The sequence below is a fragment of the Photobacterium sp. TLY01 genome (assembly GCF_021432065.1).
Taxonomy (GTDB): Bacteria; Pseudomonadota; Gammaproteobacteria; order Enterobacterales; family Vibrionaceae; genus Photobacterium; species Photobacterium halotolerans_A.
On record NZ_CP090364.1, the window covers coordinates 647,854 to 669,850 of the forward strand.

Annotated in this window: 21 protein-coding genes, 1 tRNA gene and 1 rRNA gene; 14 read left to right on the plus strand and 9 right to left on the minus strand. The window is 51.3% G+C overall.

All coding sequences use genetic code 11. The features are described from left to right. The first annotated feature begins 53 nt into the window (after window positions 1-53). From accA to LN341_RS03195, 4 genes are all read left to right on the plus strand, one after another. The gene (gene accA / locus LN341_RS03180; RefSeq protein ID WP_234204025.1) at window positions 54-1,013 is read left to right on the plus strand and encodes an acetyl-CoA carboxylase carboxyl transferase subunit alpha; all 960 of its coding nucleotides are present in this window, start codon (window positions 54-56) and stop codon (window positions 1,011-1,013) included. A gap of 164 nt (window positions 1,014-1,177) precedes the next feature. Further along, complete coding sequence (gene tilS, locus LN341_RS03185) at window positions 1,178-2,488, plus strand: tRNA lysidine(34) synthetase TilS (RefSeq protein WP_046222039.1); 1,311 nt, start codon at window positions 1,178-1,180, stop codon at window positions 2,486-2,488. Window positions 2,489-2,558: 70 nt separating this feature from the next. Continuing rightward, window positions 2,559-2,870 (plus strand): cytochrome c, encoded by a 312-nt coding sequence (locus LN341_RS03190; RefSeq protein ID WP_046222040.1) that lies wholly within the window; start codon window positions 2,559-2,561, stop codon window positions 2,868-2,870. 168 nt (window positions 2,871-3,038) lie between these two features. Beyond that, the gene (locus LN341_RS03195) at window positions 3,039-4,388 is read left to right on the plus strand and encodes a sodium-dependent transporter (protein ID WP_046222041.1); all 1,350 of its coding nucleotides are present in this window, start codon (window positions 3,039-3,041) and stop codon (window positions 4,386-4,388) included. Between the two features lie 62 nt (window positions 4,389-4,450). Here LN341_RS03195 and LN341_RS03200 read toward each other — a convergent pair whose 3' ends face one another. The 6 genes from LN341_RS03200 to tsaA form a co-directional block, all read right to left on the minus strand. Next, window positions 4,451-4,639, minus strand: a complete 189-nt coding sequence (locus LN341_RS03200; protein ID WP_234204026.1) for a DUF4250 domain-containing protein — start codon at window positions 4,637-4,639, stop codon at window positions 4,451-4,453. Further along, entirely contained in the window at window positions 4,636-4,845 is a 210-nt protein-coding gene (locus LN341_RS03205; protein ID WP_046222043.1) for a YaeP family protein, read from the minus strand. Before LN341_RS03205 ends, LN341_RS03200 begins: the two co-directional genes overlap by 4 nt. Window positions 4,846-4,920: 75 nt before the next feature. After that, the gene (locus LN341_RS03210) at window positions 4,921-5,775 is read right to left on the minus strand and encodes a GGDEF domain-containing protein (protein WP_046222044.1); all 855 of its coding nucleotides are present in this window, start codon (window positions 5,773-5,775) and stop codon (window positions 4,921-4,923) included. Between the two features lie 93 nt (window positions 5,776-5,868). Then, window positions 5,869-6,993: a patatin-like phospholipase family protein gene (locus tag LN341_RS03215; RefSeq protein ID WP_046222045.1), complete on the minus strand. Its 1,125-nt coding sequence runs from the start codon at window positions 6,991-6,993 to the stop codon at window positions 5,869-5,871. 170 nt (window positions 6,994-7,163) lie between these two features. Further along, window positions 7,164-8,879 (minus strand): proline--tRNA ligase, encoded by a 1,716-nt coding sequence (locus LN341_RS03220; protein ID WP_234204027.1) that lies wholly within the window; start codon window positions 8,877-8,879, stop codon window positions 7,164-7,166. A 151-nt stretch (window positions 8,880-9,030) separates the two neighbouring features. Then, window positions 9,031-9,729 (minus strand): tRNA (N6-threonylcarbamoyladenosine(37)-N6)-methyltransferase TrmO, encoded by a 699-nt coding sequence (gene tsaA / locus LN341_RS03225; RefSeq protein WP_234204028.1) that lies wholly within the window; start codon window positions 9,727-9,729, stop codon window positions 9,031-9,033. A 144-nt stretch (window positions 9,730-9,873) separates the two neighbouring features. Between tsaA and LN341_RS03230 the strand changes: the two genes are divergently transcribed. Further along, entirely contained in the window at window positions 9,874-10,125 is a 252-nt protein-coding gene (locus LN341_RS03230) for a type B 50S ribosomal protein L31 (RefSeq protein ID WP_234204857.1), read from the plus strand. A gap of 9 nt (window positions 10,126-10,134) precedes the next feature. Beyond that, window positions 10,135-10,278 (plus strand): type B 50S ribosomal protein L36, encoded by a 144-nt coding sequence (gene ykgO / locus LN341_RS03235; protein WP_027251689.1) that lies wholly within the window; start codon window positions 10,135-10,137, stop codon window positions 10,276-10,278. A 104-nt stretch (window positions 10,279-10,382) separates the two neighbouring features. On the opposite strand, the gene LN341_RS03240 is transcribed toward ykgO, so the two are convergent. The 3 genes from LN341_RS03240 to metN form a co-directional block, all read right to left on the minus strand. Then, a complete protein-coding gene (locus LN341_RS03240; RefSeq protein WP_046222048.1) occupies window positions 10,383-11,207 on the minus strand; it encodes a MetQ/NlpA family lipoprotein in 825 nt (274 codons plus the stop codon). A gap of 123 nt (window positions 11,208-11,330) precedes the next feature. Beyond that, on the minus strand, window positions 11,331-12,017 hold the full coding sequence (locus LN341_RS03245) for a methionine ABC transporter permease (RefSeq protein WP_234204029.1): 687 nt from the start codon (window positions 12,015-12,017) through the stop codon (window positions 11,331-11,333). Next, on the minus strand, window positions 12,007-13,041 hold the full coding sequence (gene metN / locus LN341_RS03250) for a methionine ABC transporter ATP-binding protein MetN (RefSeq protein ID WP_046222050.1): 1,035 nt from the start codon (window positions 13,039-13,041) through the stop codon (window positions 12,007-12,009). Before metN ends, LN341_RS03245 begins: the two co-directional genes overlap by 11 nt. 342 nt (window positions 13,042-13,383) lie before the next feature. On the opposite strand from metN, the gene gmhB reads away from it, so the two are divergent. From gmhB to LN341_RS03290, 8 genes are all read left to right on the plus strand, one after another. Continuing rightward, entirely contained in the window at window positions 13,384-13,941 is a 558-nt protein-coding gene (gene gmhB / locus LN341_RS03255) for a D-glycero-beta-D-manno-heptose 1,7-bisphosphate 7-phosphatase (RefSeq protein WP_046222051.1), read from the plus strand. Window positions 13,942-14,209: 268 nt separating this feature from the next. Next, window positions 14,210-15,235 (plus strand): ABC transporter permease subunit, encoded by a 1,026-nt coding sequence (locus LN341_RS03260; protein WP_046222052.1) that lies wholly within the window; start codon window positions 14,210-14,212, stop codon window positions 15,233-15,235. 1 nt (window position 15,236) lies between these two features. Further along, window positions 15,237-16,280, plus strand: a complete 1,044-nt coding sequence (locus LN341_RS03265) for an ABC transporter permease (RefSeq protein ID WP_046222053.1) — start codon at window positions 15,237-15,239, stop codon at window positions 16,278-16,280. Window positions 16,281-16,313: 33 nt separating this feature from the next. Continuing rightward, on the plus strand, window positions 16,314-18,146 hold the full coding sequence (locus LN341_RS03270; protein WP_234204030.1) for an extracellular solute-binding protein: 1,833 nt from the start codon (window positions 16,314-16,316) through the stop codon (window positions 18,144-18,146). Between the two features lie 16 nt (window positions 18,147-18,162). Further along, entirely contained in the window at window positions 18,163-19,032 is an 870-nt protein-coding gene (locus LN341_RS03275) for an ABC transporter ATP-binding protein (protein ID WP_234204031.1), read from the plus strand. Between the two features lie 32 nt (window positions 19,033-19,064). Further along, on the plus strand, window positions 19,065-19,883 hold the full coding sequence (locus LN341_RS03280) for an ABC transporter ATP-binding protein (RefSeq protein ID WP_234204032.1): 819 nt from the start codon (window positions 19,065-19,067) through the stop codon (window positions 19,881-19,883). A 369-nt stretch (window positions 19,884-20,252) separates the two neighbouring features. Beyond that, window positions 20,253-21,804: ribosomal RNA gene (locus LN341_RS03285) — 16S ribosomal RNA — on the plus strand. 68 nt (window positions 21,805-21,872) lie between these two features. Continuing rightward, window positions 21,873-21,948, plus strand: a tRNA-Glu gene (locus LN341_RS03290). The last annotated feature ends 49 nt before the right edge of the window (window positions 21,949-21,997 follow it).

The window sequence follows — 21,997 nt, forward strand, 5'->3', positions numbered from 1 at the left end:
GTCCGGCACCTGTCAGACAGGTCGCTACTGATGGACAAAGGATTACAAGTGGTATGAGCCTGAACTTCCTTGATTTTGAACAACCCATTGCCGAGCTAGAAGCCAAAATTGAAGCCCTGCGCGATGTATCGCACCGTGATAAATCGGCCTCGGTTGATCTGGACAAAGAAATTGCACAGCTTGAACAAAAAAGCCTGGAACTGACCAAAAAGATTTTTGGCGATCTGGGTGCCTGGCAGGTTGCACAGCTGGCCCGTCACCCGCAGCGTCCGTATACGCTGGATTATATCGAGCATATCTTTACTGAATTCGATCCGCTGGCTGGCGATCGTGCATTTGCCGATGATAAAGCCCTGATCGGCGGGATTGCCCGTCTCGATGGTCGTCCGGTAATGGTGATTGGCCATCAGAAAGGTCGCGAGACCCGGGAGAAAGTCTTGCGTAACTTTGGTATGCCTAAACCTGAAGGCTACCGTAAAGCATTACGCCTGATGAAAATGGCTGAGCGTTTCCGCATGCCAATCATCACTTTTATTGATACCGCAGGCGCGTACCCTGGTGTGGGTGCCGAGGAGCGCGGCCAGTCTGAAGCCATTGCTATGAATCTGAAAGTCATGGCCGGTCTGAACGTGCCAGTGATCTGTAATGTGGTCGGTGAAGGCGGTTCGGGCGGTGCACTGGCGATTGGTGTCGGTGATTGCGTGAACATGCTGCAATACTCGACCTATTCAGTGATCTCACCGGAAGGCTGTGCGTCGATTCTGTGGCGTGATTCAGATAAAGCACCACAGGCAGCTGAAGCGATGGGGATGACAGCGGATCGCCTCAAAGAGCTGGGTCTGATTGATAACATCATTGAAGAGCCGCTTGGTGGTGCGCACCGTAATGTACCGGCGATGGCTGGACGGATCAAGCAACAGCTGCTTAATACACTGAACGATCTGGAAGCGCTGGATGAAGACAGTCTGCGTGAGCGTCGTTATCAGCGTTTGCTGAGTTACGGCTACTGCTGATATTGACTTCCGGTTATTGATGAACGGGTCGCCAAAGGCGGCCCGTTTTGCTATCTGCGGCGCGCTGTTGCTGCACGCGGACTAAAGCGGCACTAACACCTGCCCCTGCGCTGAGATAAGATAGCGCTATTGCCACACACCACAGAGCAGAATTGCTGATATCTATGCTGTTGACTCATTTCTCTGACACTCTCTTGCGCCTTTGTCCGCAGCCATCACAGCTGGTGCTTGCCCTCAGCGGTGGGCTGGACTCTCGTGTGCTATTGCATCTTCTGAGCCGGTTCAGACAAAAACACCCAAGTTATCAGGTGTTGGCAGTACATGTGCACCATGGTCTGAGCCCGAACGCGGATCGCTGGGCAGAACAGTGCAAAGTCTGGGCTCAGCAAGATGCGGTGTCATTGTACTGTGAACGGGTCAGCGTGCACGCGGGGAGCCGGATCAGTCTGGAGCAGGCCGCCAGAGCAGCGCGTTACGAGGCATTAGCGAAATATGTTGGTTCACAACAGTACCTGCTCACTGCACAGCATGCCGACGATCAGCTGGAAACTGTCTTGCTGGCCCTCAAACGCGGCAGCGGCCCTGCGGGTCTGGCGGCCATGCCAGAGGTCAAACCCTTTGCCAATGGTTCACACATCCGCCCTTTGCTGGATGTCAGCCGTGCTGAGCTGCACGCCTATGCTGATGCGCATCATCTGGACTGGGTCGATGATGAGAGTAACCAGGACAGGCGCTTTGACCGTAATTTTTTGCGGCTGGATATTGTGCCGGCACTGACATCCCGCTGGCCGGGATTGCGGCAGGCCGTCGCACGCAGCGCGACACTGTGCGGTGAGCAGCAATCCTTACTTGAATCCTTGCTGGCAGACAAACTGAACCAGATTGTTGCGCCAGACGGCAGCATAGCTCTGAGCGCCGTAACGGATGGGAAACAGGGCAGAGCGTTGGTGCGTCTTTGGTTGCAGCGACAGGGCCTGCCTGTTCCTTCCAAAGCACAACTGGAACAAATCTGGCTGGCGGTCTGTCTGGCCCGAGACGATGCCAACCCCTGCGTGTCGCTGGCCGGATACGAAGTACGTCGCTTTCAGTCCCGTCTGTACGCTGTCCGTCCGCGGCAGGATGTAACGAAGTGGCAAAGCGACATGAGCCTGGATACTCCTTGCACCTTACCTGCTTCGTTGGGTGAGGTTACGCTCAACAGTCACTCTGGCGGAACGCTTCGTCGCCCTGAGCCGGGTGAACGGGTGTGGGTTGCGTTTGATCCCAGCGGTCTGCAGGTCCAACCGTTGGGACGGGCTGGTCGCCGTAAGTTGAAGAAGCTCTTTCAGGAGTATGGGGTGCCCAGCTGGCGCCGGCGTCAGACCCCCTTGCTGTTTTATGGTGATCAACTGGCCGCAGTGGCGGATGTATTTGTAGTGAAAGGCTTTGAAGGGAATGAATGTGAGTTCGTCTGGAAGTGTGATCACCTACACTGACACCGGGGTCAGGAATGTAGATAGTCAGGCAGTGTTTGAATGTCGATATAAATAAAATAATGAGGATCTTATGAAAAAAGCAATGACGCTGACACTGGCCGCGACACTATTTTCACTCCCTGTGATGGCTGCGGGTGATGCAGCCGCCGGCAAGGGAAAAGCAGCCATTTGCGCGGCTTGCCACGGTGCTGATGGTCAGGCGGTGATTCCCGGGTATCCGAATCTGAAAGGTCAGAACGAGCTGTATCTGGTGAATGCGCTGAAAGCCTATAAGAATAAAGAACGTACAGGCGGTAACGCCATGCTGATGCAGCCGCAGGCGGCGATGCTCAGTGATACTGATATTGAGAATCTGGCAGCTTATTTCTCGCAAATGCAGTAACGGCTCGCTTTATCCGCCCTTGCCGGGCGGATAATTTCCTTCCTATTCTCGCCATGATTAAACAATCCTCTTGCTGCTGTAATTTTGACCGGTTGAATGCACTGATATTGATAAAATCCCCCAACAATTATATTGTACTAGTTCACTGATACGATAAGGTTGTAAAGCATGGCAGGAACACGCGAACATTTTGGCTCACGGATGGGCTTTATCCTCGCGGCTGCAGGGGCAGCGGTAGGATTAGGTAACATCTGGGGGTTTCCTACGCAAGCGGCCAGTAATGGCGGCGGCGCATTCCTGCTGGTTTATCTGTTGATGATTCTGGTGGTGGCTTTCCCAATGCTGATCGTGGAAATGGCGATTGGCCGCTATGGGCAGGCAAACCCGGTAGACAGTATGCGCAGCCTGAGCGATCACCCAACGGCCAAGCGTGCGGGCGCATTGGTGGGCTGGATTGGCCTGATGGTGCCATGTCTGGTACTGGCGTTTTACAGCATCGTCGCTGGCTGGCTGGTAACTTTCCTGCTGGCTGCTGTGACCGATATTCTGGGGATGGCAGAGCTGACGGCCTGGCTGAAAGGTTTTTCAGTTTCCCGTAACCTGTTTGGGGCGGCTATTTTTTATTTGCTGACCATCTTGATTGTCCAAAGCGGGGTGAAGCAGGGTATCGAAAAGTGGTCAACTCGTCTGATGCCGGCACTGTTTGTCCTCTTTCTGCTGCTGTTTGTGTATATCATGACGCAAGACGGTGCGATGGAAGGCCTGAAGCATTACCTGATCCCTGATTTCAGTAAAGTGCTGGAACCTAAACTCCTGCTGGCTGCCATGGGCCAGGGCTTTTTCTCCCTGACGATCGGCGGTTGCTCCATGTTGATTTACGGCTCTTACCTGAGCAAGAAAGAGAGCCTGCCGAAAATGGCGCTGAGCGTTACCCTGGTGGACACGGCGGTGGCTTTTATTGCCGGTCTGGTGGTGTTGCCTGCCATGTTTGTTGCGATGCAAAAAGGAGTGGCCATCTACGCTGAAGACGGCTCCTTGCTGGGTTCGGATACGCTGGTGTTTACTGTGCTGCCGCTGCTGTTCGACAGCCTGGGCTTGGCCGGTCAGTTCATTGCGCTGGTGTTCTTTGTGCTGATGACCATTGCGGCGCTGACGTCTTCGATATCGATGCTGGAGTGCCCGGTGGCTTTGGTCAGTGAGCGCTTTGAAACGGGCCGTAAAGCGACAAGCTGGGTTCTGGGCGGAGTGATTGCGGTATTCAGTGCGGTGATTATTTTTAACTTTGGTCAGCTGTTTGGTTTGGTCGCCACCATAGCGACCCAATATTTCCAGCCGGTTGCAGCTTTGTTGTTCACTGTGTTTGGTGGTTGGGTATGGTCACGTCACCGTAAACTGAAAGAGCTGAGCGCAGGCAGCCCGGCATTGGAGCAGTCCTTGTTCTGGAAAATCTGGCCTGTGTATCTGAAGTTTGTCTGCCCTGTGCTGGTGATTGCGGTATTGGTGTCCTCGTTCAGTTAACTGAGTGGCGAGAACAGAACATAAAAAACGGAAAGCCTGGCTTTCCGTTTTTATGTGTGCCATTAGCGAAATTGTCTGGCGTCAGGCAAATAGTCAAATCCGGCGGCAGTCAGCCGGGCGATCAGTTTCTCTTTGTCGATCTCGTAGTAGCGGACCAGAGCGTCCAAGTCACCAAATTCATCACGAATCTTCATATTGACGATGCTCATCAGCATCACAGGATCCATGGTTTCGAATGTCTTGAGGTTCATTGTGCATCCTCGTGATCGCTGATCAGTAAATTCGCAGCGGCAAAGGCAGCTTGCTCCCGGATGGCCATTGGCACATCAGAACTGGCCGCGACGTCATTTAAGGCACGGACGGCGCAGGCAATCGCGGCAGGGATATAGCCCTGCTCGCCGCTGCCAATTTGGCTGTAACTCTGGCGGATCAGTTCGCAGCAGTCAGTGACTTTCATTGTGTCTCCTGAATAGGGTCATGATAGATGAGTCAGAGCTTACCGTTATCGGTGATTGAGATCGAGCGCAGCGGGTTATTTAGAACGCTTGTGCTGATAGAGCTGGCGATCGGCACGCTCAAATAAACTGACGGGAGTATCACCGCGCCGGTAAGGCGTTGCGCCAATTGAGGTGCCTATCTCCAGGCTGCGCAAGGTATGGTCTTGCTCAATACGTGTCATCACACGGTGAATAACCTTGCGGGCGGAGTGTTCAGAGGCTGGTTGCAGCAAGAGGACAAACTCGTCCCCGCCCATGCGGTAACAACGATCAGAGGTACGGACAGATTGTTTCAGGATCGATGAAAATCGGCGAATCACGTTATCGCCATCCAGATGACCATACTTATCATTGACCTGTTTAAAGTTATCCAGATCAAACAATAAGAGCACCAGGCCAACCTGGCGGCGCTCACTCATGGCGATGGCATGCAGTATGTCCTGATCCAGGCAGCTGCGGTTGCGCAGGCCGGACAGATGATCCCGCATCGCCATTTCCTTGATCCGGCGATATTCTATTGCACTGAATAATGGGCCGGCCAGCAGCCTGTGGTAGGTGTGAAGTAGGTTGATTTCATCCTGATCCAGCGCATAAGGCGTGTCGTACTGGATCTCCCCCAGTGCGTGATCGGCATAGCGCAGGGCGAAGCACTGGCGGTTGTCTGTGCCTTGCCCGTGGCGTATCAGGGTTGTGGTGGTTTCATGGCGCCACAACATACGACTGATATCAATCTGTTTCTCAACTTCCAGCGCAAAGACTTCCAGCAGCACAGACAGCTCAGGCTTGCCCTGCATTTTTTGCAGGATAAGCAAGCGCAGATCCGCACCCAGCGGTTTGGCCCGGGTTCTGCTGATGTCAGTTTGCTTTTTGTGCCAGATAATGGGATCCATCACTAATATCATTGATAAGCAAGGGTTTTAATATATGAGATTTTGGAACCAGATCAATAGAAAATGGAATGAAATGAAAATCTCCCATTGTTTTTATTCTAAAAACGAACGTAGCTCACTTTCTCGCGCCTGAGCATCCAGGTAGCCGAGATTGATCAGCGCGTGGATGTAATTGGGCTCGAAAAGAATATAGCTGGTCAGGGCTGCATCGTCTTTAGGACTGATCCCCAATACGCGCATCAGAGAGCGGGCACCCAGCGGCATATGGTGATAGAAAGCCTGAGCCAGAGGCTCAAACGACTGACTCGGGTACAAGTGCAGGGTATCAACCGATTTGACGGCCATGTGACGTCTTTCATCGTCAGGCAACTTACTGAGCAATGTATTGGTGTATTCCAGATGTTCCAGTTCAGCGGCCATAGTATCACTGAAAATGGTATCCATCAGGTGGCCGGTTAACATGCCCACCCCTGGGGCTTGAGTGGGATCCTGCGGCCGTAATCTTTGATTGATCAAGTCGATAATCAGAATCTTATCGGCACCCATTTTCATCGACGGACGCAGTGGGGTCAGCTGATTGATCGATCCGTCGCCATAGTATGCCTGTCCAATCCTGCTGGCCGGAAAGACAAAAGGGATGGCTGAGGAGGCAAGCAAGTGCTCTGTGTTGATAAGAGACCGGCGTCCTTTGGATTTCGAGTAAGTCCAGGGCGTAATACTCTGTTGCCCCTGAAAAAAGCTGACAGTTTTGCCGCTTTTATAGCTTGAGGCCGTAATAGAAATGCCGTGCAGATTGCCCGCCATAATCTGCTGCTCCAGCCGGCCGTAATTATTGACCTGATTGAGCAACTGACGCAACGGCCGATTATCCAGCAAACCGAATGGCGGTCTGGGGTGATGACCCGCCCGCAGCCTGGTCAGCAGTTGATGTGACAAGTGCTGGGTGATGCCCCAGCTGCTGGAGCGGAACACCCGTCTGCTGTGCAGGCGCGCCCAGATCCATTCCAGCTTTTTCACGCCTAAGCGAAAACAGGACGCATAGCAGGCAATCGCCGTGGCGTTGATCGCACCGGCAGAGGTGCCACTGTAAATCACAAAAGGGCTGTGGTGATTGCGGGGATACCATTCAGAAATGGCTTTGAGTACGCCAACCTGATAAGCCGCTCTGGCACCGCCACCGGAAAGCAGAAGACTGATTTTTGGCTTTTCCTTGCCCATGCAAAACGTTCCACTCAAGATACTAAACAGATGCGACAGACACTGGTGGCGTCTAGTCTAGTGATAATACTCAGTTTATTTGTAATTTAAACTGGGTAACTGTGGCACAGACACAAAAAAGCCTCCAAACGGAGGCTTTTCGTTACGATCACGAGTCAATCAGCAAAAGCTTAAGCCAGCTTTTGCTTGATGAAGGTAGCAATGTTGTCAGCAGCCACCGGCTCTTTCGTGCCTGTACGGCGATCTTTATATTCCACTTCACCGTTTTTCAGGCTGCGATCACCGATCACCACAGTATGTGGCACGCCGATCAGCTCCATGTCAGCAAACATGACGCCTGGACGTTCTTTACGGTCATCAAACAGCACTTCAATGCCGGCAGCCGTCAGCTCTGCATACAGGGCTTCCGCAGCCTGCTGGACTTCTTCTGACTTATGCATGTTCATCGGTACAATGGCGACCTGGAATGGCGCAATAGCGTCTGGCCAGATAATGCCGTTCTCATCGTTGTTCTGTTCGATTGCCGCGGCGACCACACGGGTACAGCCAATACCGTAACAGCCCATTTCCATCACGGCCTGCTTGCCGTTGGCATCCAGTACAGTGGCACCCATAGATGCCGAGTAGTTGGTTCCCAGTTGGAAAATATGACCCACTTCGATACCGCGCTTGAGCAATATCGTGCCTTTGCCGCATGGGCTCGGATCACCTTCCATCACGTTACGCAGATCTTCGACACGACCCAGTTCGACGTCTCGTCCCCAGTTGATGCCAAAGTGGTGTTTGCCGTCAACGTTGGCACCAGCGCCAAAGTCGCTCATCACGGCAACGCTGCGGTCAACGATGAACTCAACAGGCAGACCGACAGGACCCAGAGAGCCCGGGCCTGCATTGACAACGGCGCGGATTTCTTCTTCAGTCGCAAACTCCAGCGGTTTGGCAACACAATCCAGGTTTTCTGCCTTCACTTCGTTCAGCTCGTGATCACCGCGCACAATCAGGGCGATTAATTCAGCGTCTGATTCTTCAGAAGCTTTCACGAACAGCGTCTTCACGGTTTTCTCAATCGGCAGGCCAAATTGCTCAACCAGCTCAGCGATGGTTTTCGCGTTTGGTGTATCCACCAGTTTCATCTCTTCCGTTGGCGCTGCACGCTCAGTGGCGGGTGCCAGCGCTTCGGCTTTTTCGATGTTGGCGGCATAGTCCGACTCGGTCGAGAAGGCAATCAGATCTTCACCACTTTCGGCCAGAACGTGGAACTCGTGCGAGCCGCTGCCGCCGATAGAACCTGTATCTGCCAGGACAGCGCGGAAATCCAGCCCCATACGACTGAACACGTTGCTGTATGCACGGTACATATCGTTGTAGGTGTCTTGCAGGCTGTCTTTATCCAGATGGAAAGAGTAGGCATCTTTCATGATGAATTCGCGAGAGCGCATCACACCGAAACGGGGGCGTACTTCATCACGGAATTTAGTCTGGATCTGGTACAGGTTCAGCGGTAACTGCTTGTAGGATTTCACCTCATTCCGCACCATGTCAGTGATGACTTCTTCGTGCGTCGGGCCCAGTACAAACGGTCGGTCATGGCGGTCAGCAATGCGCAGCAGCTCAGGACCGAATTTGTCCCAGCGGCCAGTTTCCTGCCACAGTTCAGACGGCTGAACCACAGGCATCAGTGTTTCGACTGCACCGGCATTGTTCATTTCTTCACGAACAATGGTTTCGACCTTACGCAGGACACGCAGACCTGTAGGCAGCCAGGTGTACAAACCTGAGGCCAGCTTACGGATCATACCTGCACGTAGCATCAGCTGGTGGCTGATGACTTCTGCGTCGTTTGGAGTCTCCTTCAGGGTAGAAAGAAGATATTTACTGGTACGCATTGATGGTATCCGTTGGTAATTATGAGGATTAATATTGAGAGCAGTATATTAGCAGCGTATCGGCCTTTCGCCAAAGGGAACCCGAGGCTTATTGGCTGTCCGGTGACCTCAGTCACCGGAAAACAGGCTAAGTATAGTCTGCAGGGGCTGCTTACCCGGGGGCCACAATTTCTTCGACCAGAACTTTATCGTCTACAAACCGGAAGCGTACGTTGTAATCAAACAATAAGACGCCATAGCGTTTTTCATCTGTTTTCCCTTTCTTGTAAGCCGGGCGCGGATCCTGCGCCAACACTTCTTCAATCACAGCTTTCTGATAATCCGCATCTTCGCCATCAAGCTGAGCCAGTGCGGCGGGAGTAAACTCCACCGGGAGCAGTTCAGGGGTTTCTGCTGCAAAGCCGCCGCTGGCATCCGGCACACTGTCTGAATAGGGAATATAGGGTTTGATATCTATGACAGGTGTACCGTCAACCAGATCTACACCGGCCAGATCCAATAGCACCTGACCTTTTTCTTGTCGTATGCCCATCAGTTTAACGGCTGACATGCCTATGCCGTTGGGGCGAAATGTGGCCCGGCTGGCAAAGACGCCAATGCGGTCATTACCGCCCAGTCTGGGCGGTCTTACGGTCGGGCGCCAGCCTGCCGACAGGTTCTGATCAAATAAAAACAGCAGCCAAAGATGGCTGAATTGTGCGATGCCTCTGACTGCTTCCGGTGTATTGGCATCACCAGTTAATGCCAGAGTTGCTCTGGCACTGGGCACCAGCCCGGGCTGGCGAGGGACGGCGAACTTCTCTTTGTAGGGGGAGTGGATAACACCAATCGGTTCAATCTGAAAAGTCATTTTCTCTGTCATTAAACGCATGTCGCTGCAATTCATATCCGCCAGACCTTAGCACATCTCAATCTGGTGTGGCTGAAAATCTTGTTGTAGGCAAATGCCATTAAGTGTTATGTTATATTATAACATTTAGTGCGAGGAGGCATGATGAAACCAGATATCCATCCTGAATACCGTAAAGTGGTCTTTCACGACACCAGCGTAGATAAATATTTTATTGTCGGTTCGACACTGAAGACAGACAAAACCATCACCTGGGAAGACGGCAAAGAATACCCGTATTTTTTACTGGATGTGTCTTCAGAGTCCCACCCGTTTTATACCGGTAAGCAGCGGGTCATTAAGACAGAAGGTCGGATGGCTAACTTTACTCGTCGTTTTGCGGCGTTTAGCAAATAAGGAAGAAAAATGAAGGTATTAAGCTCACTTAAAAGCGCCAAACAGCGTCACCGGGATTGTCAGGTGGTCAAGCGACGTGGCCGCATCTACGTGATTTGTAAATCCAATCCACGCTTTAAGGCGGTACAGGGTACGGTGAAAAAGAAGAAGTAAACGATCAGGCTGTTTGGCCGCTTCCCTGTCCCCCCCTGAACAAAAAAAGCCCCTTTGCAGGGGCTTTTGATATGTTATCTGGCTGATGTGACGAGGCGGATGAATTACCAGCCTTTAACGATGCCACCTTTGAAGATCTCCATCGCAGCATCGTTCACTGCGTCGGACTGGTATGCCTTGATAAACGTCTGCACGTTTTCGGCATTCACGTTGTCTTCACGGGCAACAATCAGGTTCACATAAGGTGATTCTTTGCCTTCGACAAAGATACCGTCATGATCCGGTGACAGGTCGATCGTGCTGGCATAGGTGTTGTTGATAATGGCCAGTTTGACATCGTCCAGAGAACGCGGCAGCTGCGGCGCTTCCAGCTCAACAATCTCCAGGTTCTTTGGATTTTCAACGATATCCAGCACAGTGGCTGTCAGGCCTGCGCCTTCTTTCAGTTTGATCAGACCTTGTTGTTGCAGCAGCAGCAGTGAGCGGCCCAGGTTGGTTGGATCGTTTGGTACTGCGATTTGATCGCCGTCTTGCAGTTCATCGATAGAAGCGATTTTGCTTGAGTAGGCGGCAATCGGGTAGACGAAGGTGTTACCGGCAATCGCGAATTTGTAGCCACGGTCTTTCATTTGCTGATCCAGATAAGGTTTATGCTGGAAAGCGTTCACGTCGATTGAGCCTTCTTCCAGCGCCGCGTTTGGCGACACATAGTCGGTGAAAGTGATCAGCTCAACGTCCAGACCATATTTGTCTTTGGCTTCTTTGGCGGCCACTTCAGCTACTTGCGCTTCAGCGCCGGCCATCACACCTACTTTGATTTTGCTGTTGTCAACGGCAGCGGTTGGTTCTTGTTTCTCACCACAGCCGGTCAGTGCCAACGCTGAGGCCAGACCCGCGACTGCAAAGAAATGTTTAATATTCAGAGCCATTGTACTTCTCCTATTGTTCAGGGAATCCCTGTACTTTGTTGTCGTTGTATTGCTGTAACTTATCGGTTTCGCCGGAAAGCCATGTCCGGCGAATGTGAGTTTTCTGTTGTGTTCCCGTCAAACTTATCTGTGGTCAACGCGGCGGACCAGATGATCCCCGGCAGACTGAATCAGCTGCACTAAAATGACCAGCATAATCACGGTGATCATCATGACAGTGCCGTCAAATCGCTGATAACCATAGCGAATACCGACATCACCTAAACCACCGCCGCCGACTGTACCTGCCATGGCCGAGTAGCTAACCAGAGTGACCAGGGTGATGGTCACAGCATTAATAATGCCCGGCAGCGCTTCTGGCAGCAGCACCTTGCGAATGATTTGCACCGGTGTGGCGCCCATAGCCTGCGCAGCTTCCACCAGGCCGCTGGGCACTTCGAGCAGTGCGCCTTCGACTAAGCGCGCAATAAAAGGAATGGCGCCGACTGTCAGTGGCACGATGGCCGCCGCTGTCCCGATAGAGCTGCCTACCACAAAGCGGGTGAACGGAATAATGGCGACCAGCAGAATAATAAATGGGATCGAGCGACCGATATTGACGATGCCACCCAGCACTTTATTGAATCCCGGATTGGCCAGCAGGCCGTTCGGTTTGGTCAGGTGCAAAGCGACACCCACAGGAATACCAATCGCAAAACCAATCAGGCCGGATGCGAAGACCATCATCAGGGTTTCGCCTAAAGCGTCCGTCAGCAGACCAATCAGGCGTTCGTTGGTTTGCCACCAGGTGGCGATAGAATCAAGCAACATAACCCAGCACCTCTACATTTACTTTGTGTTCGCGAAGGAAAGCGATGGTTTGTTGTGTCGCTTCTTCAGAGCCAAAAAATTCTGCCAGCATCAGGCCGAACTTCACACCGCCTGCATAATCCATGTCGGCACTCAGAATGTTGGCATCAATCCCGAATTGGCGGGATGCCTGACTGAGCAGTGGTGCATCCACAGAAGCGCCTGTGAACTCCAGCCGTATCAGAGGATAGTTGCTCTCTGTGCGCTCGGTTTCCAGCCGGGCTTGATAATCTGCCGGTATCGACAGATCTAAAGTAGAACGGATAAATTCTCGTGCCAGTTCTGTTTTCGGGTGGGCAAAGATATCTCCCACCGGACCTTTCTCGACCAGCTCGCCGTTGCCGATGATGGCCACTTCGGAGCAGATGCTTTTCACCACATTCATCTCATGGGTGATCAACAAAATGGTCAGGTTCAGTTTGTGATTGATTTCTTTCAGCAATTCAAGAATGGACTGAGTGGTGGCCGGATCCAGGGCGCTGGTGGCTTCGTCACACAGCAGGACTTTCGGATCAGAGGCCAGCGCACGGGCGATCGCCACGCGCTGTTTTTGTCCGCCGCTGAGATTAGACGGGTAGGACTGGTGCTTGTCTGCCAACCCAACCAGATTGAGCAATTCAGTCACTTTGCGTTTGATTTCCGCTTTTTCCGTGCCGGCCAGTTCCAGCGGCAGCGCGACGTTGTCGAACACGGTACGAGACGAGAGCAGGTTAAAGTGCTGGAAAATCATGCCGATTTTACGGCGAGCCAGTGTCAACTCCTGATTTGAGAGCTGAGTCAGATCGATACCATCAACAATGATATGCCCTGAGGTGGGCTTCTCAAGCAGGTTAACGCAACGTATCAGGGTACTTTTTCCTGCACCGGACGCACCGATGACACCAAAAATTGTGCCTTGCTCGATCCTGAGATTGATATCGCGTAAGGCGTGGATGTCTTTATCCCCGACCTTGAAGGTTTTATTGACCCTGTTGATCTCTATCATGCTGTGTCCTGCTACTGCTTTTTTAACTTGCTTGCTGTGTTGTAAACCAGCATAGCTTTATGGTCGTCATTTCGCCTAAATTAGTATTTTTGTGTGTGGTTTAGGCGATAGACCTTGTCATCTTCTTGTGTTGCCGGAATATTTCCGTGTCATCTGTTGTGGGATGCTAGGGTGTCTAGATGGCTAAGTCAATAGATATTTTTACGTCTAGACGGCCAAATGAAAAAACTCTGATGTTCAGCCGGAAAAGTGTCAGCCCGTCTGCCTGAGGATAAAGAGATGATTCCGCGTGTCAGCCATGCCATAATTTAGCGAATTTGATTTCTATCTTTAGGTGATCGCTTGGCTAAGCCTGCTGTGTTTATTGATCGTGACGGCGTCATTAACGTTGATCACGGCTATGTCCATACTGTCGACGACTTTGACTATATCGAAGGGGTGTTTGACGCCTGTAAGAAACTGAAAGCACAGGGCTACCTTCTGGTGCTGGTGACCAATCAGGCCGGTATTGCCAGAGGTATGTATACCGAAGATGAATTTCTGACCCTGACAGAGTGGATGGACTGGAATTTTGTCGATAACGGTGTCGAATTTGACGGCATCTATTACTGCCCGCATCACCCGACAGAAGGAAAGGGCGACTATCTGCAAGATTGTGATTGCCGCAAGCCAAAGCCAGGCATGTTCATTTCAGCCCGGGATTTCCTGAAAATCGATATGGCTCGCTCTGTGATGATTGGTGATAAAACCGATGATATGACAGCGGCGAAAGCGGCTGAAGTCGGCACCCGGATTCTGGTGCGTACCGGTAAGCCAGTCACGCCGGAAGGGGAGGCACTGGCATCGGTGGTGCTCGACAGCGTCGCGGATGTACCGGCCTGGCTAGCCGCCAACAAATAGTTATCCGGCACTGCAACGTTCAAAAAAACAGACACGCTCAAAACGTGTCTGTTTTTTTATATCCTGAGATTGATCACCCGATGGCCTGCCTGATGGGCAAGACTATCAGGACAGTATTTTCCCTCTGACGCAAGGGTAAATATAACTTCATGTTTTTATTGTCAAAGAGTGAGCTGGCTGCTGTTTGGATCATCATTAGTGACTCAACCAACTGCTATACTCACTACACCAAGGAACAGGATGACAATGACAGGAGTCATTTCGCTTCATGCTTTCATACTTTTTGCGCCGTTTGGCGCTGGTCATTCCCACTTTTATCGGCATTACGGTTCTGATTTTTGCCCTTACCCGTTTTGTGCCGGGCGGACCGGTCGAACGGATGCTGGCCAATATTCAGGCGCAGCAAAGTATGTCTATGTCCCCGTCCATGGCAGGGGAAAGCAATGCGCTGTCAGAAGATCAACTGGCCGAGCTCAATGCGTTCTACGGATTAGACAAGCCGGTATTTGAAGCCTATTCCGAGTGGCTGATGAAAATGCTGCATCTGGACTTCGGGCTGTCGACCCGTTACTACGAACCGGTTTGGGACATGATCATGGACAGGTTGCCTGTGTCCATGTTCTACGGTGGCGTGACCTTTTTTCTCAGTTATTTTATTTCGATTCCTCTGGGATATTACAAAGCCCTAAAACACGGCAGCGGCTTTGACTCCGGGTCATCAATTCTGATTTTTGTCGGTTATGCCTTGCCGGGTTATGTGGTTGGGGTGATGTTGATTACGCTGTTCAGCTATCACCTGGAATGGTTTCCAATGGGGGGCTTTGTCAGCGACGACTTCGATGACTATGAATCATTCTGGCAGCAGGCAAAAGACATCCTCTGGCATGCCTGCCTGCCGCTGATCTGTTATTTGATTGGCGATTTTGCCACCCTCACAATGACAATGAAAAACAACATGATGGAAACGCTGTCAGCGGATTATATCCGTACCGCAATTGCCAAAGGGTTGCCATTTACAACCGCGGTTCGCCGCCATGCACTGCGCAATAGTCTGATTCCTATTGCCAGCCATTTTGGGAACTCTTTACTGTTCTTTATGACCGGATCTTTTCTGATTGAGGTGATATTCAACATTGATGGTATCGGTCTGCTGGGATATGAATCCATCATTGAGCGGGATTATCCGGTGGTGATGGGAATCGTCGCGATTAATGCTGTGTTACTGATGCTGGGCAATATCATATCCGATGCGTGTGTTGCCATGATTGACCCCCGAGTGAGATTCGGAGCCTGAGATGCTGACCCTGAGCCCGCTGACAAAAAAGAAAATCCAGCGTTTTAAAGCGATCAAGCGTGGCTACTGGTCACTGATCATCTTATCCGTACTACTGGTGCTATCCTTGTTTGCTGAGTTTTTGATTAACAGCAAAGCGCTGATCGTCAAATATCAGGGGGAGTACTATTTTCCGGTTGTCAGTGATGTGTTGCCGGGGACTCAGTTCGGCCAGGTGTACCAAAGCGAGGCACAGTACCGGGAATTACAGCAGGCCTTTGCACAAAGCGAGACAGATAATTTCGTGCTGATGCCGCTCGTGCCCTGGAACCCCTATGAGCAGGATTTTAGCGGTGATTTTCCTCCCACCGCGCCGGACGCCGAGTCCCGGCATTATCTTGGCACCGATACCATAGGGCGGGATATTTTAGCCCGGCTGGTGTACGGGTTTCGGATTACGATGGGGTTTGCCTTGCTGACCATGGCCATTTCCTATGCCATCGGTACAGCCGTCGGTTGCGCGATGGGCTTTTGGGGCGGCAAGTTTGACTTGCTGGTTCAGCGCTTTATCGAAATCTGGTCCATGGTGCCTTTTCTCTACGTCATCATGATCCTTGTCTCGATTACCCAGCCTTCGTTTACGTTGTTTGTCGCCATCAATGTTTTGTTCGGCTGGATGGGGATGACCTGGTACATGCGCACCATGACCTACAAAGAAGTGGCCCGGGATTATGTGATGGCCGCCAAGGCGCTGGGCGCCTCAAACTGGCGGATTCTTTACGCCCACATTTTGCCCAATGTCATGGTGATGATCGTGACATTGGCCCCATTTACCATCGCGGCTAATATTACGGCGTTAACCGCACTGGATTATTTAGGCTTGGGCTTAATGCCGCCGACACCCAGTTGGGGAGATTTACTGCAGCAGGGAAAATCGAATTTAGGGGCGCCCTGGATAGTCATGACCGTGGTGACGGCCATCGTGCTGGTCCTGGTGATGGTGACCTTTATTGGCGAGAGTGTACGCGCGGCTTTCGATCCGAAAAAATTTACCCGTTATAGTTAATAAAGACGTGTCGCCAGATAACAAGGATGTACCATGAGAAAAATACTGAACATATTCGCTTTTGGAGTCATCACACTTGGTTGTTTACCGGCATGGTCTGCCGAGTTGCCGGTTGGCTTGAAGTGGGAGTCCAATCTGCATGAGCCGCGTTTTGCCTCACCACAAGCCAAATTCGGTGGCACCTTCAATACCTATATTGAAAGTTTTCCGCAGACCTTTCGTATCGTCGGACCGGATTCCAACGGCCGATTCCGTACCTGGTTGCTCGACAGTCGCCCCGCCGCGGTGACCCGTCACCCGGATACCAAGGCCTGGATCCCGGATATCGCCACCGAATGGGCTTATGGCAATGACGACAAAACCGTCTATTTTCGGATTAACCCTAACGCCAGATGGTCTGATGGCAAGCCGATTACTGCAGATGATTTCACCTATGTGCTGACGTTTATGCGCTCCAAAGACATCGTCGCACCCTGGTATAACACCTTTTATACCCAGCAGATTGCCGATGTCATCAAATACGATGATCATACCTTTGCTGTGGTTTCGGCAGAAAAACGCAATAAAGAAGAGTTAATGCTGTACACCAATCTGCAGCCTCGTCCGGCTCATTTCTATCAACCGAAAGTCGATAAAAACAAGGATGGAGTAGAAGATAACTTTGTTCGCTATTACAACTTTAAAGCTGAGCCGTCCGCCGGACCGTATTACATTGACGATATCAAAAAAGGCAAGTCGATCACCTTCAAACATGTCGGCAAAGACTGGTGGGGATACTCAAACCCCTATTATCTGTATCGCTATAATGTCGAGAAAATTCGCGTCAAAGTGATACGTGACAAAGACATTGCCCGTCAGCACTTTGAAAAAGGCAATCTGGACTCCTTCTGGCTGGACACCCCAGAGCTGTGGCGCGAGAAGTCGGATACCCCCAATTTTGAGCATGGTTATATCCATAAATTCTGGGGATATAATCAGGTCCCTATGGGCGCGGGTGGATTGTGGATCAATACCGCCAAGCCATTGCTGGGGAATCTGGATATCCGTAAAGGTCTGGCATTCGCCACAGATTTTGATGGCCTGATTGAGAAAGTCTTACGAGGTGATGTCATCAGAAAACCCAATCCCATGGGGGTCGGGCATGGTGATTACACTAACAGCGAGCTGAAAGCGCCGCCGTTTGACCCGGATACCGCGATTGCGTATTTTACACAAGCGGGTTTCGGAAACATTGGCCCGGACGGTATTCGGGTTAATAATAAAGGGCAGCGCCTTTCATTTGCCATCACCTACAGCTATGGCTATTTGACCCCACAAGTGGCTTACCTGAAAGAGCAGGCCAAACTGGCTGGGCTCGAATATACCCTGAATCTGATCGACGGCTCATCGGCATTTAAATATGTGCTGGAGAAAAAACACGAGCTCTCTTTCCACTCCATGGGCACCAGCGAAATCCCCCAATACTGGGAGTATTTCTACTCTGAAAACGCCAATAAACCGCAGAATAATAACTTCACCAATTACAGCACTCCTGAATTAGATCAGCTGATCCTGGCCTATCGCTCCGAATTTGACTTGAATAAAAAGAAAGCACTCGCCAAGCAAATACAGGCCATTGTGGATCAAGCCAGCGTCATTATTCCCGGTTACATGCGCCCTTATGCCCGCGAAGCTTACTGGCGCTGGCTGCAGATACCGCAACCGGCGATGACAAAGTCCACTGAGTTTCTTTTCCCGTCGGGTACCTTCCGGGATCTGGGCACCTATTGGATTGATGATTCGCTGAAGCGAGAAACGAAAGCGGCGATGAAGTCAGGCAAAACTTTCGAGCCCGTCACCATTATGGAAGAGGCCTACAAGCTGTAAGCGGGGGAAAGGCGAGATGAACGACCATCAGGTTATTCTGCAGGTAAAAGATCTGGAAACTGAGTTTTGCACAGATGACGGTGTGGAGAAGGTACTGCACGGCGTATCATTTGATGTCAAAAAAGGCCGTACCCTCGGACTGGTCGGCGAGTCCGGATCTGGAAAAAGCGTGACGGCCATGTCTGTCATGGGCCTGCTGCCAAAGCCTTATGGCCGGGTAACCAAGGGGAAAGTGCTGTACCGCAACACCAACTTGCTTGAACTGTCCGCCCGGGAGATGTGTGCCATGCGTGGCGATCGCATATCCATGATCTTTCAGGACCCGATGACAGCACTCAATCCTGTGTACACCATAGGTAAACAGCTCAATGAAGTGCTGGCGCTTCATCGTCCGGAACTGAGCAAAAAGGAACGTAACCGTTATTCACTGGACATGCTGAAAAAAGTGCAGATACCCATGGCTGAAAAACGTCTGCACGAATATCCGCACAGCTTGTCCGGTGGCATGCGGCAAAGGGTGATGATTGCCATGGCGCTGGCCTGCAAGCCAGACATCCTGATCTGTGATGAGCCGACAACGGCGCTGGATGTCACGATCCAGGCCGAAATCCTGAAATTGATGCAGGCACTGCAGGATGAAACCCAAATGGCGATGATCTTTATTACCCATGATTTGGGCGTCGTGGCGGAAATTTGTGATGATGTGGCTGTGATGTATGGCGGTAAAGTGCTGGAAACGGCCGACGTGTTTGCGTTGTTCGACCATCCCAAGCATCCCTACACCCAACGGCTGTTAGGATTGATGCCCAGCGCTGAACGTCCAAGCAAACAAATGATTCCCCTTGAACCTATCGATCCATCCAGGTTTCCGGAATTTGGGGAATAGAGTGGCAACTGCGTCAAGGAACGGGTGTTTTCATGGATGACATTTTGCGTATTGAGAACCTGAAGCAGCACTTTGTTTCAGGAAAAGGGATATTCAAAAAGGGCTACACAGTGAAAGCTGTTGATGGTGTTTCTTTTTCAATCAGAAGAGGAGAAACCTTAGGGCTGGTTGGTGAATCTGGTTGCGGTAAAAGTACACTGGGCCGAACCATTCTGAAGCTGTATGAGCCGACAGAAGGCAACATCTTTTTTGACGGTAAGGATATTACGCATTTGTCTCCTCGCCAGATGCGCCCGCTTCGAAAAGAGATGCAGATTGTGTTTCAGGATCCGCTGGAATCGCTGAATCAGCGACATACAGTCGGCATGATTCTGGAAGAGCCATTTATTATCCATAATGTAGGAACACCATCTGAGCGTAAGCAATGGGTACTAGAGTTACTCAAAAAAGTCGATTTACCTGCCACGGCTGTCAACCGCTATCCTCACGAGTTTTCTGGCGGGCAGCGTCAGCGAATTGGTATTGCACGAGCGATTGCGCTCAAACCGAAACTGTTAATCTGTGATGAATCCGTCTCTGCCCTGGATGTCTCTGTCCAGGCGCAGATACTGAATTTGTTACTGGCGCTGCAGCAGGAGATGAAACTCACCGTCATTTTTATTTCTCACGACTTGTCAGTCGTAAAGCATGTGTCAGACAGAGTCGCTGTGATGTACTACGGCAAACTTGTTGAGATAGGAACGGCTGATGAGATTTATCATGCGCCGAAAGCGGATTATACGAAAACCTTATTAGCAGCGATCCCTATCAGCCATCCATCGCAACGGAAAAGACCTGCAACACCACAGTAATTTCCTTTTAAGACAGATGAAATGTGCTGTTTTTAGGCGGTATGTTTTGGTGTTGTTTAAAAAATAGACCAACGAAATAAAATTCAAAAAAAACTATTGCGCTGTAAGAGCATCTCTCTATAATGCGCCCTCGTTGTCACGATAAACCGCACGGCTTAACGAGATAACAAAACGTTCTTTAACAATTTGACCATGCAATCTGTGTGGGCACTCGACAATGATACAGTCATCAAAGATTTTATCAGTGAACTGAGTGACCAAATGGTAGCGCTTTTTCGAAAGAGTTACCGGCACAGTCAATTCGTTTCAACTTCGGTTGGAACATCAGTAATCACTGAGCCGCCTTTCTTCGGAAAGGCAACAAAACTTTAATTGAAGAGTTTGATCATGGCTCAGATTGAACGCTGGCGGCAGGCCTAACACATGCAAGTCGAGCGGCAGCGACATCAACAATCCTTCGGGTGCGTTGATGGGCGGCGAGCGGCGGACGGGTGAGTAATGCCTGGGAACATGCCTTAGTGTGGGGGATAACCATTGGAAACGATGGCTAATACCGCATAATCTCTACGGAGCAAAGCGGGGGACCTTCGGGCCTCGCGCGCTAAGATTGGCCCAGGTGGGATTAGCTAGTAGGTGGGGTAACGGCTCACCTAGGCGACGATCCCTAGCTGGTCTGAGAGGATGATCAGCCACACTGGAACTGAGACACGGTCCAGACTCCTACGGGAGGCAGCAGTGGGGAATATTGCACAATGGGGGAAACCCTGATGCAGCCATGCCGCGTGTGTGAAGAAGGCCTTCGGGTTGTAAAGCACTTTCAGCAGTGAGGAAGAGGTGGTGTTTAATAGATGCCATCTTTGACGTTAGCTGCAGAAGAAGCACCGGCTAACTCCGTGCCAGCAGCCGCGGTAATACGGAGGGTGCGAGCGTTAATCGGAATTACTGGGCGTAAAGCGCATGCAGGCGGCGTGTTAAGCCAGATGTGAAAGCCCGGGGCTCAACCTCGGAATCGCATTTGGAACTGGCATGCTAGAGTCTTGTAGAGGGGGGTAGAATTTCAGGTGTAGCGGTGAAATGCGTAGAGATCTGAAGGAATACCGGTGGCGAAGGCGGCCCCCTGGACAAAGACTGACGCTCAGATGCGAAAGCGTGGGGAGCAAACAGGATTAGATACCCTGGTAGTCCACGCCGTAAACGATGTCTACTTGGAGGTTGGTGTCTTGAACACTGGCTTTCGGAGCTAACGCGTTAAGTAGACCGCCTGGGGAGTACGGTCGCAAGATTAAAACTCAAATGAATTGACGGGGGCCCGCACAAGCGGTGGAGCATGTGGTTTAATTCGATGCAACGCGAAGAACCTTACCTACTCTTGACATCCAGAGAACTTTCCAGAGATGGATTGGTGCCTTCGGGAACTCTGAGACAGGTGCTGCATGGCTGTCGTCAGCTCGTGTTGTGAAATGTTGGGTTAAGTCCCGCAACGAGCGCAACCCTTATCCTTGTTTGCCAGCACTTCGGGTGGGAACTCCAGGGAGACTGCCGGTGATAAACCGGAGGAAGGTGGGGACGACGTCAAGTCATCATGGCCCTTACGAGTAGGGCTACACACGTGCTACAATGGCGTATACAGAGGGCGGCGAGCTAGCGATAGTGAGCGAATCCCACAAAGTACGTCGTAGTCCGGATTGGAGTCTGCAACTCGACTCCATGAAGTCGGAATCGCTAGTAATCGTGGATCAGAATGCCACGGTGAATACGTTCCCGGGCCTTGTACACACCGCCCGTCACACCATGGGAGTGGGCTGCACCAGAAGTAGATAGCTTAACCTTCGGGAGGGCGTTTACCACGGTGTGGTTCATGACTGGGGTGAAGTCGTAACAAGGTAGCCCTAGGGGAACCTGGGGCTGGATCACCTCCTTACCTAAAGACTGTGTTTTTGATGCAGTGTCCACACAGATTGCTTGGTTAATATGTAAAGACGCAACAGTGTCCCATTCGTCTAGAGGCCTAGGACACCGCCCTTTCACGGCGGTAACAGGGGTTCGACTCCCCTATGGGACGCCACTTTCTAACTGCACTTGCGAGTGTGATTAGAAAGTGGCTTTTTTCTCCC

Coding starts and splice junctions, on each gene's coding strand:
- accA (WP_234204025.1), top strand. CDS start 54: ATGAGCCTGAACTTCCTTGATTTTGAACAACCCATTGCCGAGCTAGAA.
- tilS (WP_046222039.1), top strand. CDS start 1,178: ATGCTGTTGACTCATTTCTCTGACACTCTCTTGCGCCTTTGTCCGCAG.
- LN341_RS03190 (WP_046222040.1), top strand. CDS start 2,559: ATGAAAAAAGCAATGACGCTGACACTGGCCGCGACACTATTTTCACTC.
- LN341_RS03195 (WP_046222041.1), top strand. CDS start 3,039: ATGGCAGGAACACGCGAACATTTTGGCTCACGGATGGGCTTTATCCTC.
- LN341_RS03200 (WP_234204026.1), bottom strand. CDS start 4,639: ATGAACCTCAAGACATTCGAAACCATGGATCCTGTGATGCTGATGAGC.
- LN341_RS03205 (WP_046222043.1), bottom strand. CDS start 4,845: ATGAAAGTCACTGACTGCTGCGAACTGATCCGCCAGAGTTACAGCCAA.
- LN341_RS03210 (WP_046222044.1), bottom strand. CDS start 5,775: ATGGATCCCATTATCTGGCACAAAAAGCAAACTGACATCAGCAGAACC.
- LN341_RS03215 (WP_046222045.1), bottom strand. CDS start 6,993: ATGGGCAAGGAAAAGCCAAAAATCAGTCTTCTGCTTTCCGGTGGCGGT.
- LN341_RS03220 (WP_234204027.1), bottom strand. CDS start 8,879: ATGCGTACCAGTAAATATCTTCTTTCTACCCTGAAGGAGACTCCAAAC.
- tsaA (WP_234204028.1), bottom strand. CDS start 9,729: ATGACTTTTCAGATTGAACCGATTGGTGTTATCCACTCCCCCTACAAA.
- LN341_RS03230 (WP_234204857.1), top strand. CDS start 9,874: ATGAAACCAGATATCCATCCTGAATACCGTAAAGTGGTCTTTCACGAC.
- ykgO (WP_027251689.1), top strand. CDS start 10,135: ATGAAGGTATTAAGCTCACTTAAAAGCGCCAAACAGCGTCACCGGGAT.
- LN341_RS03240 (WP_046222048.1), bottom strand. CDS start 11,207: ATGGCTCTGAATATTAAACATTTCTTTGCAGTCGCGGGTCTGGCCTCA.
- LN341_RS03245 (WP_234204029.1), bottom strand. CDS start 12,017: ATGTTGCTTGATTCTATCGCCACCTGGTGGCAAACCAACGAACGCCTG.
- metN (WP_046222050.1), bottom strand. CDS start 13,041: ATGATAGAGATCAACAGGGTCAATAAAACCTTCAAGGTCGGGGATAAA.
- LN341_RS03260 (WP_046222052.1), top strand. CDS start 14,210: ATGCTTTCATACTTTTTGCGCCGTTTGGCGCTGGTCATTCCCACTTTT.
- LN341_RS03265 (WP_046222053.1), top strand. CDS start 15,237: ATGCTGACCCTGAGCCCGCTGACAAAAAAGAAAATCCAGCGTTTTAAA.
- LN341_RS03270 (WP_234204030.1), top strand. CDS start 16,314: ATGAGAAAAATACTGAACATATTCGCTTTTGGAGTCATCACACTTGGT.
- LN341_RS03275 (WP_234204031.1), top strand. CDS start 18,163: ATGAACGACCATCAGGTTATTCTGCAGGTAAAAGATCTGGAAACTGAG.
- LN341_RS03280 (WP_234204032.1), top strand. CDS start 19,065: ATGGATGACATTTTGCGTATTGAGAACCTGAAGCAGCACTTTGTTTCA.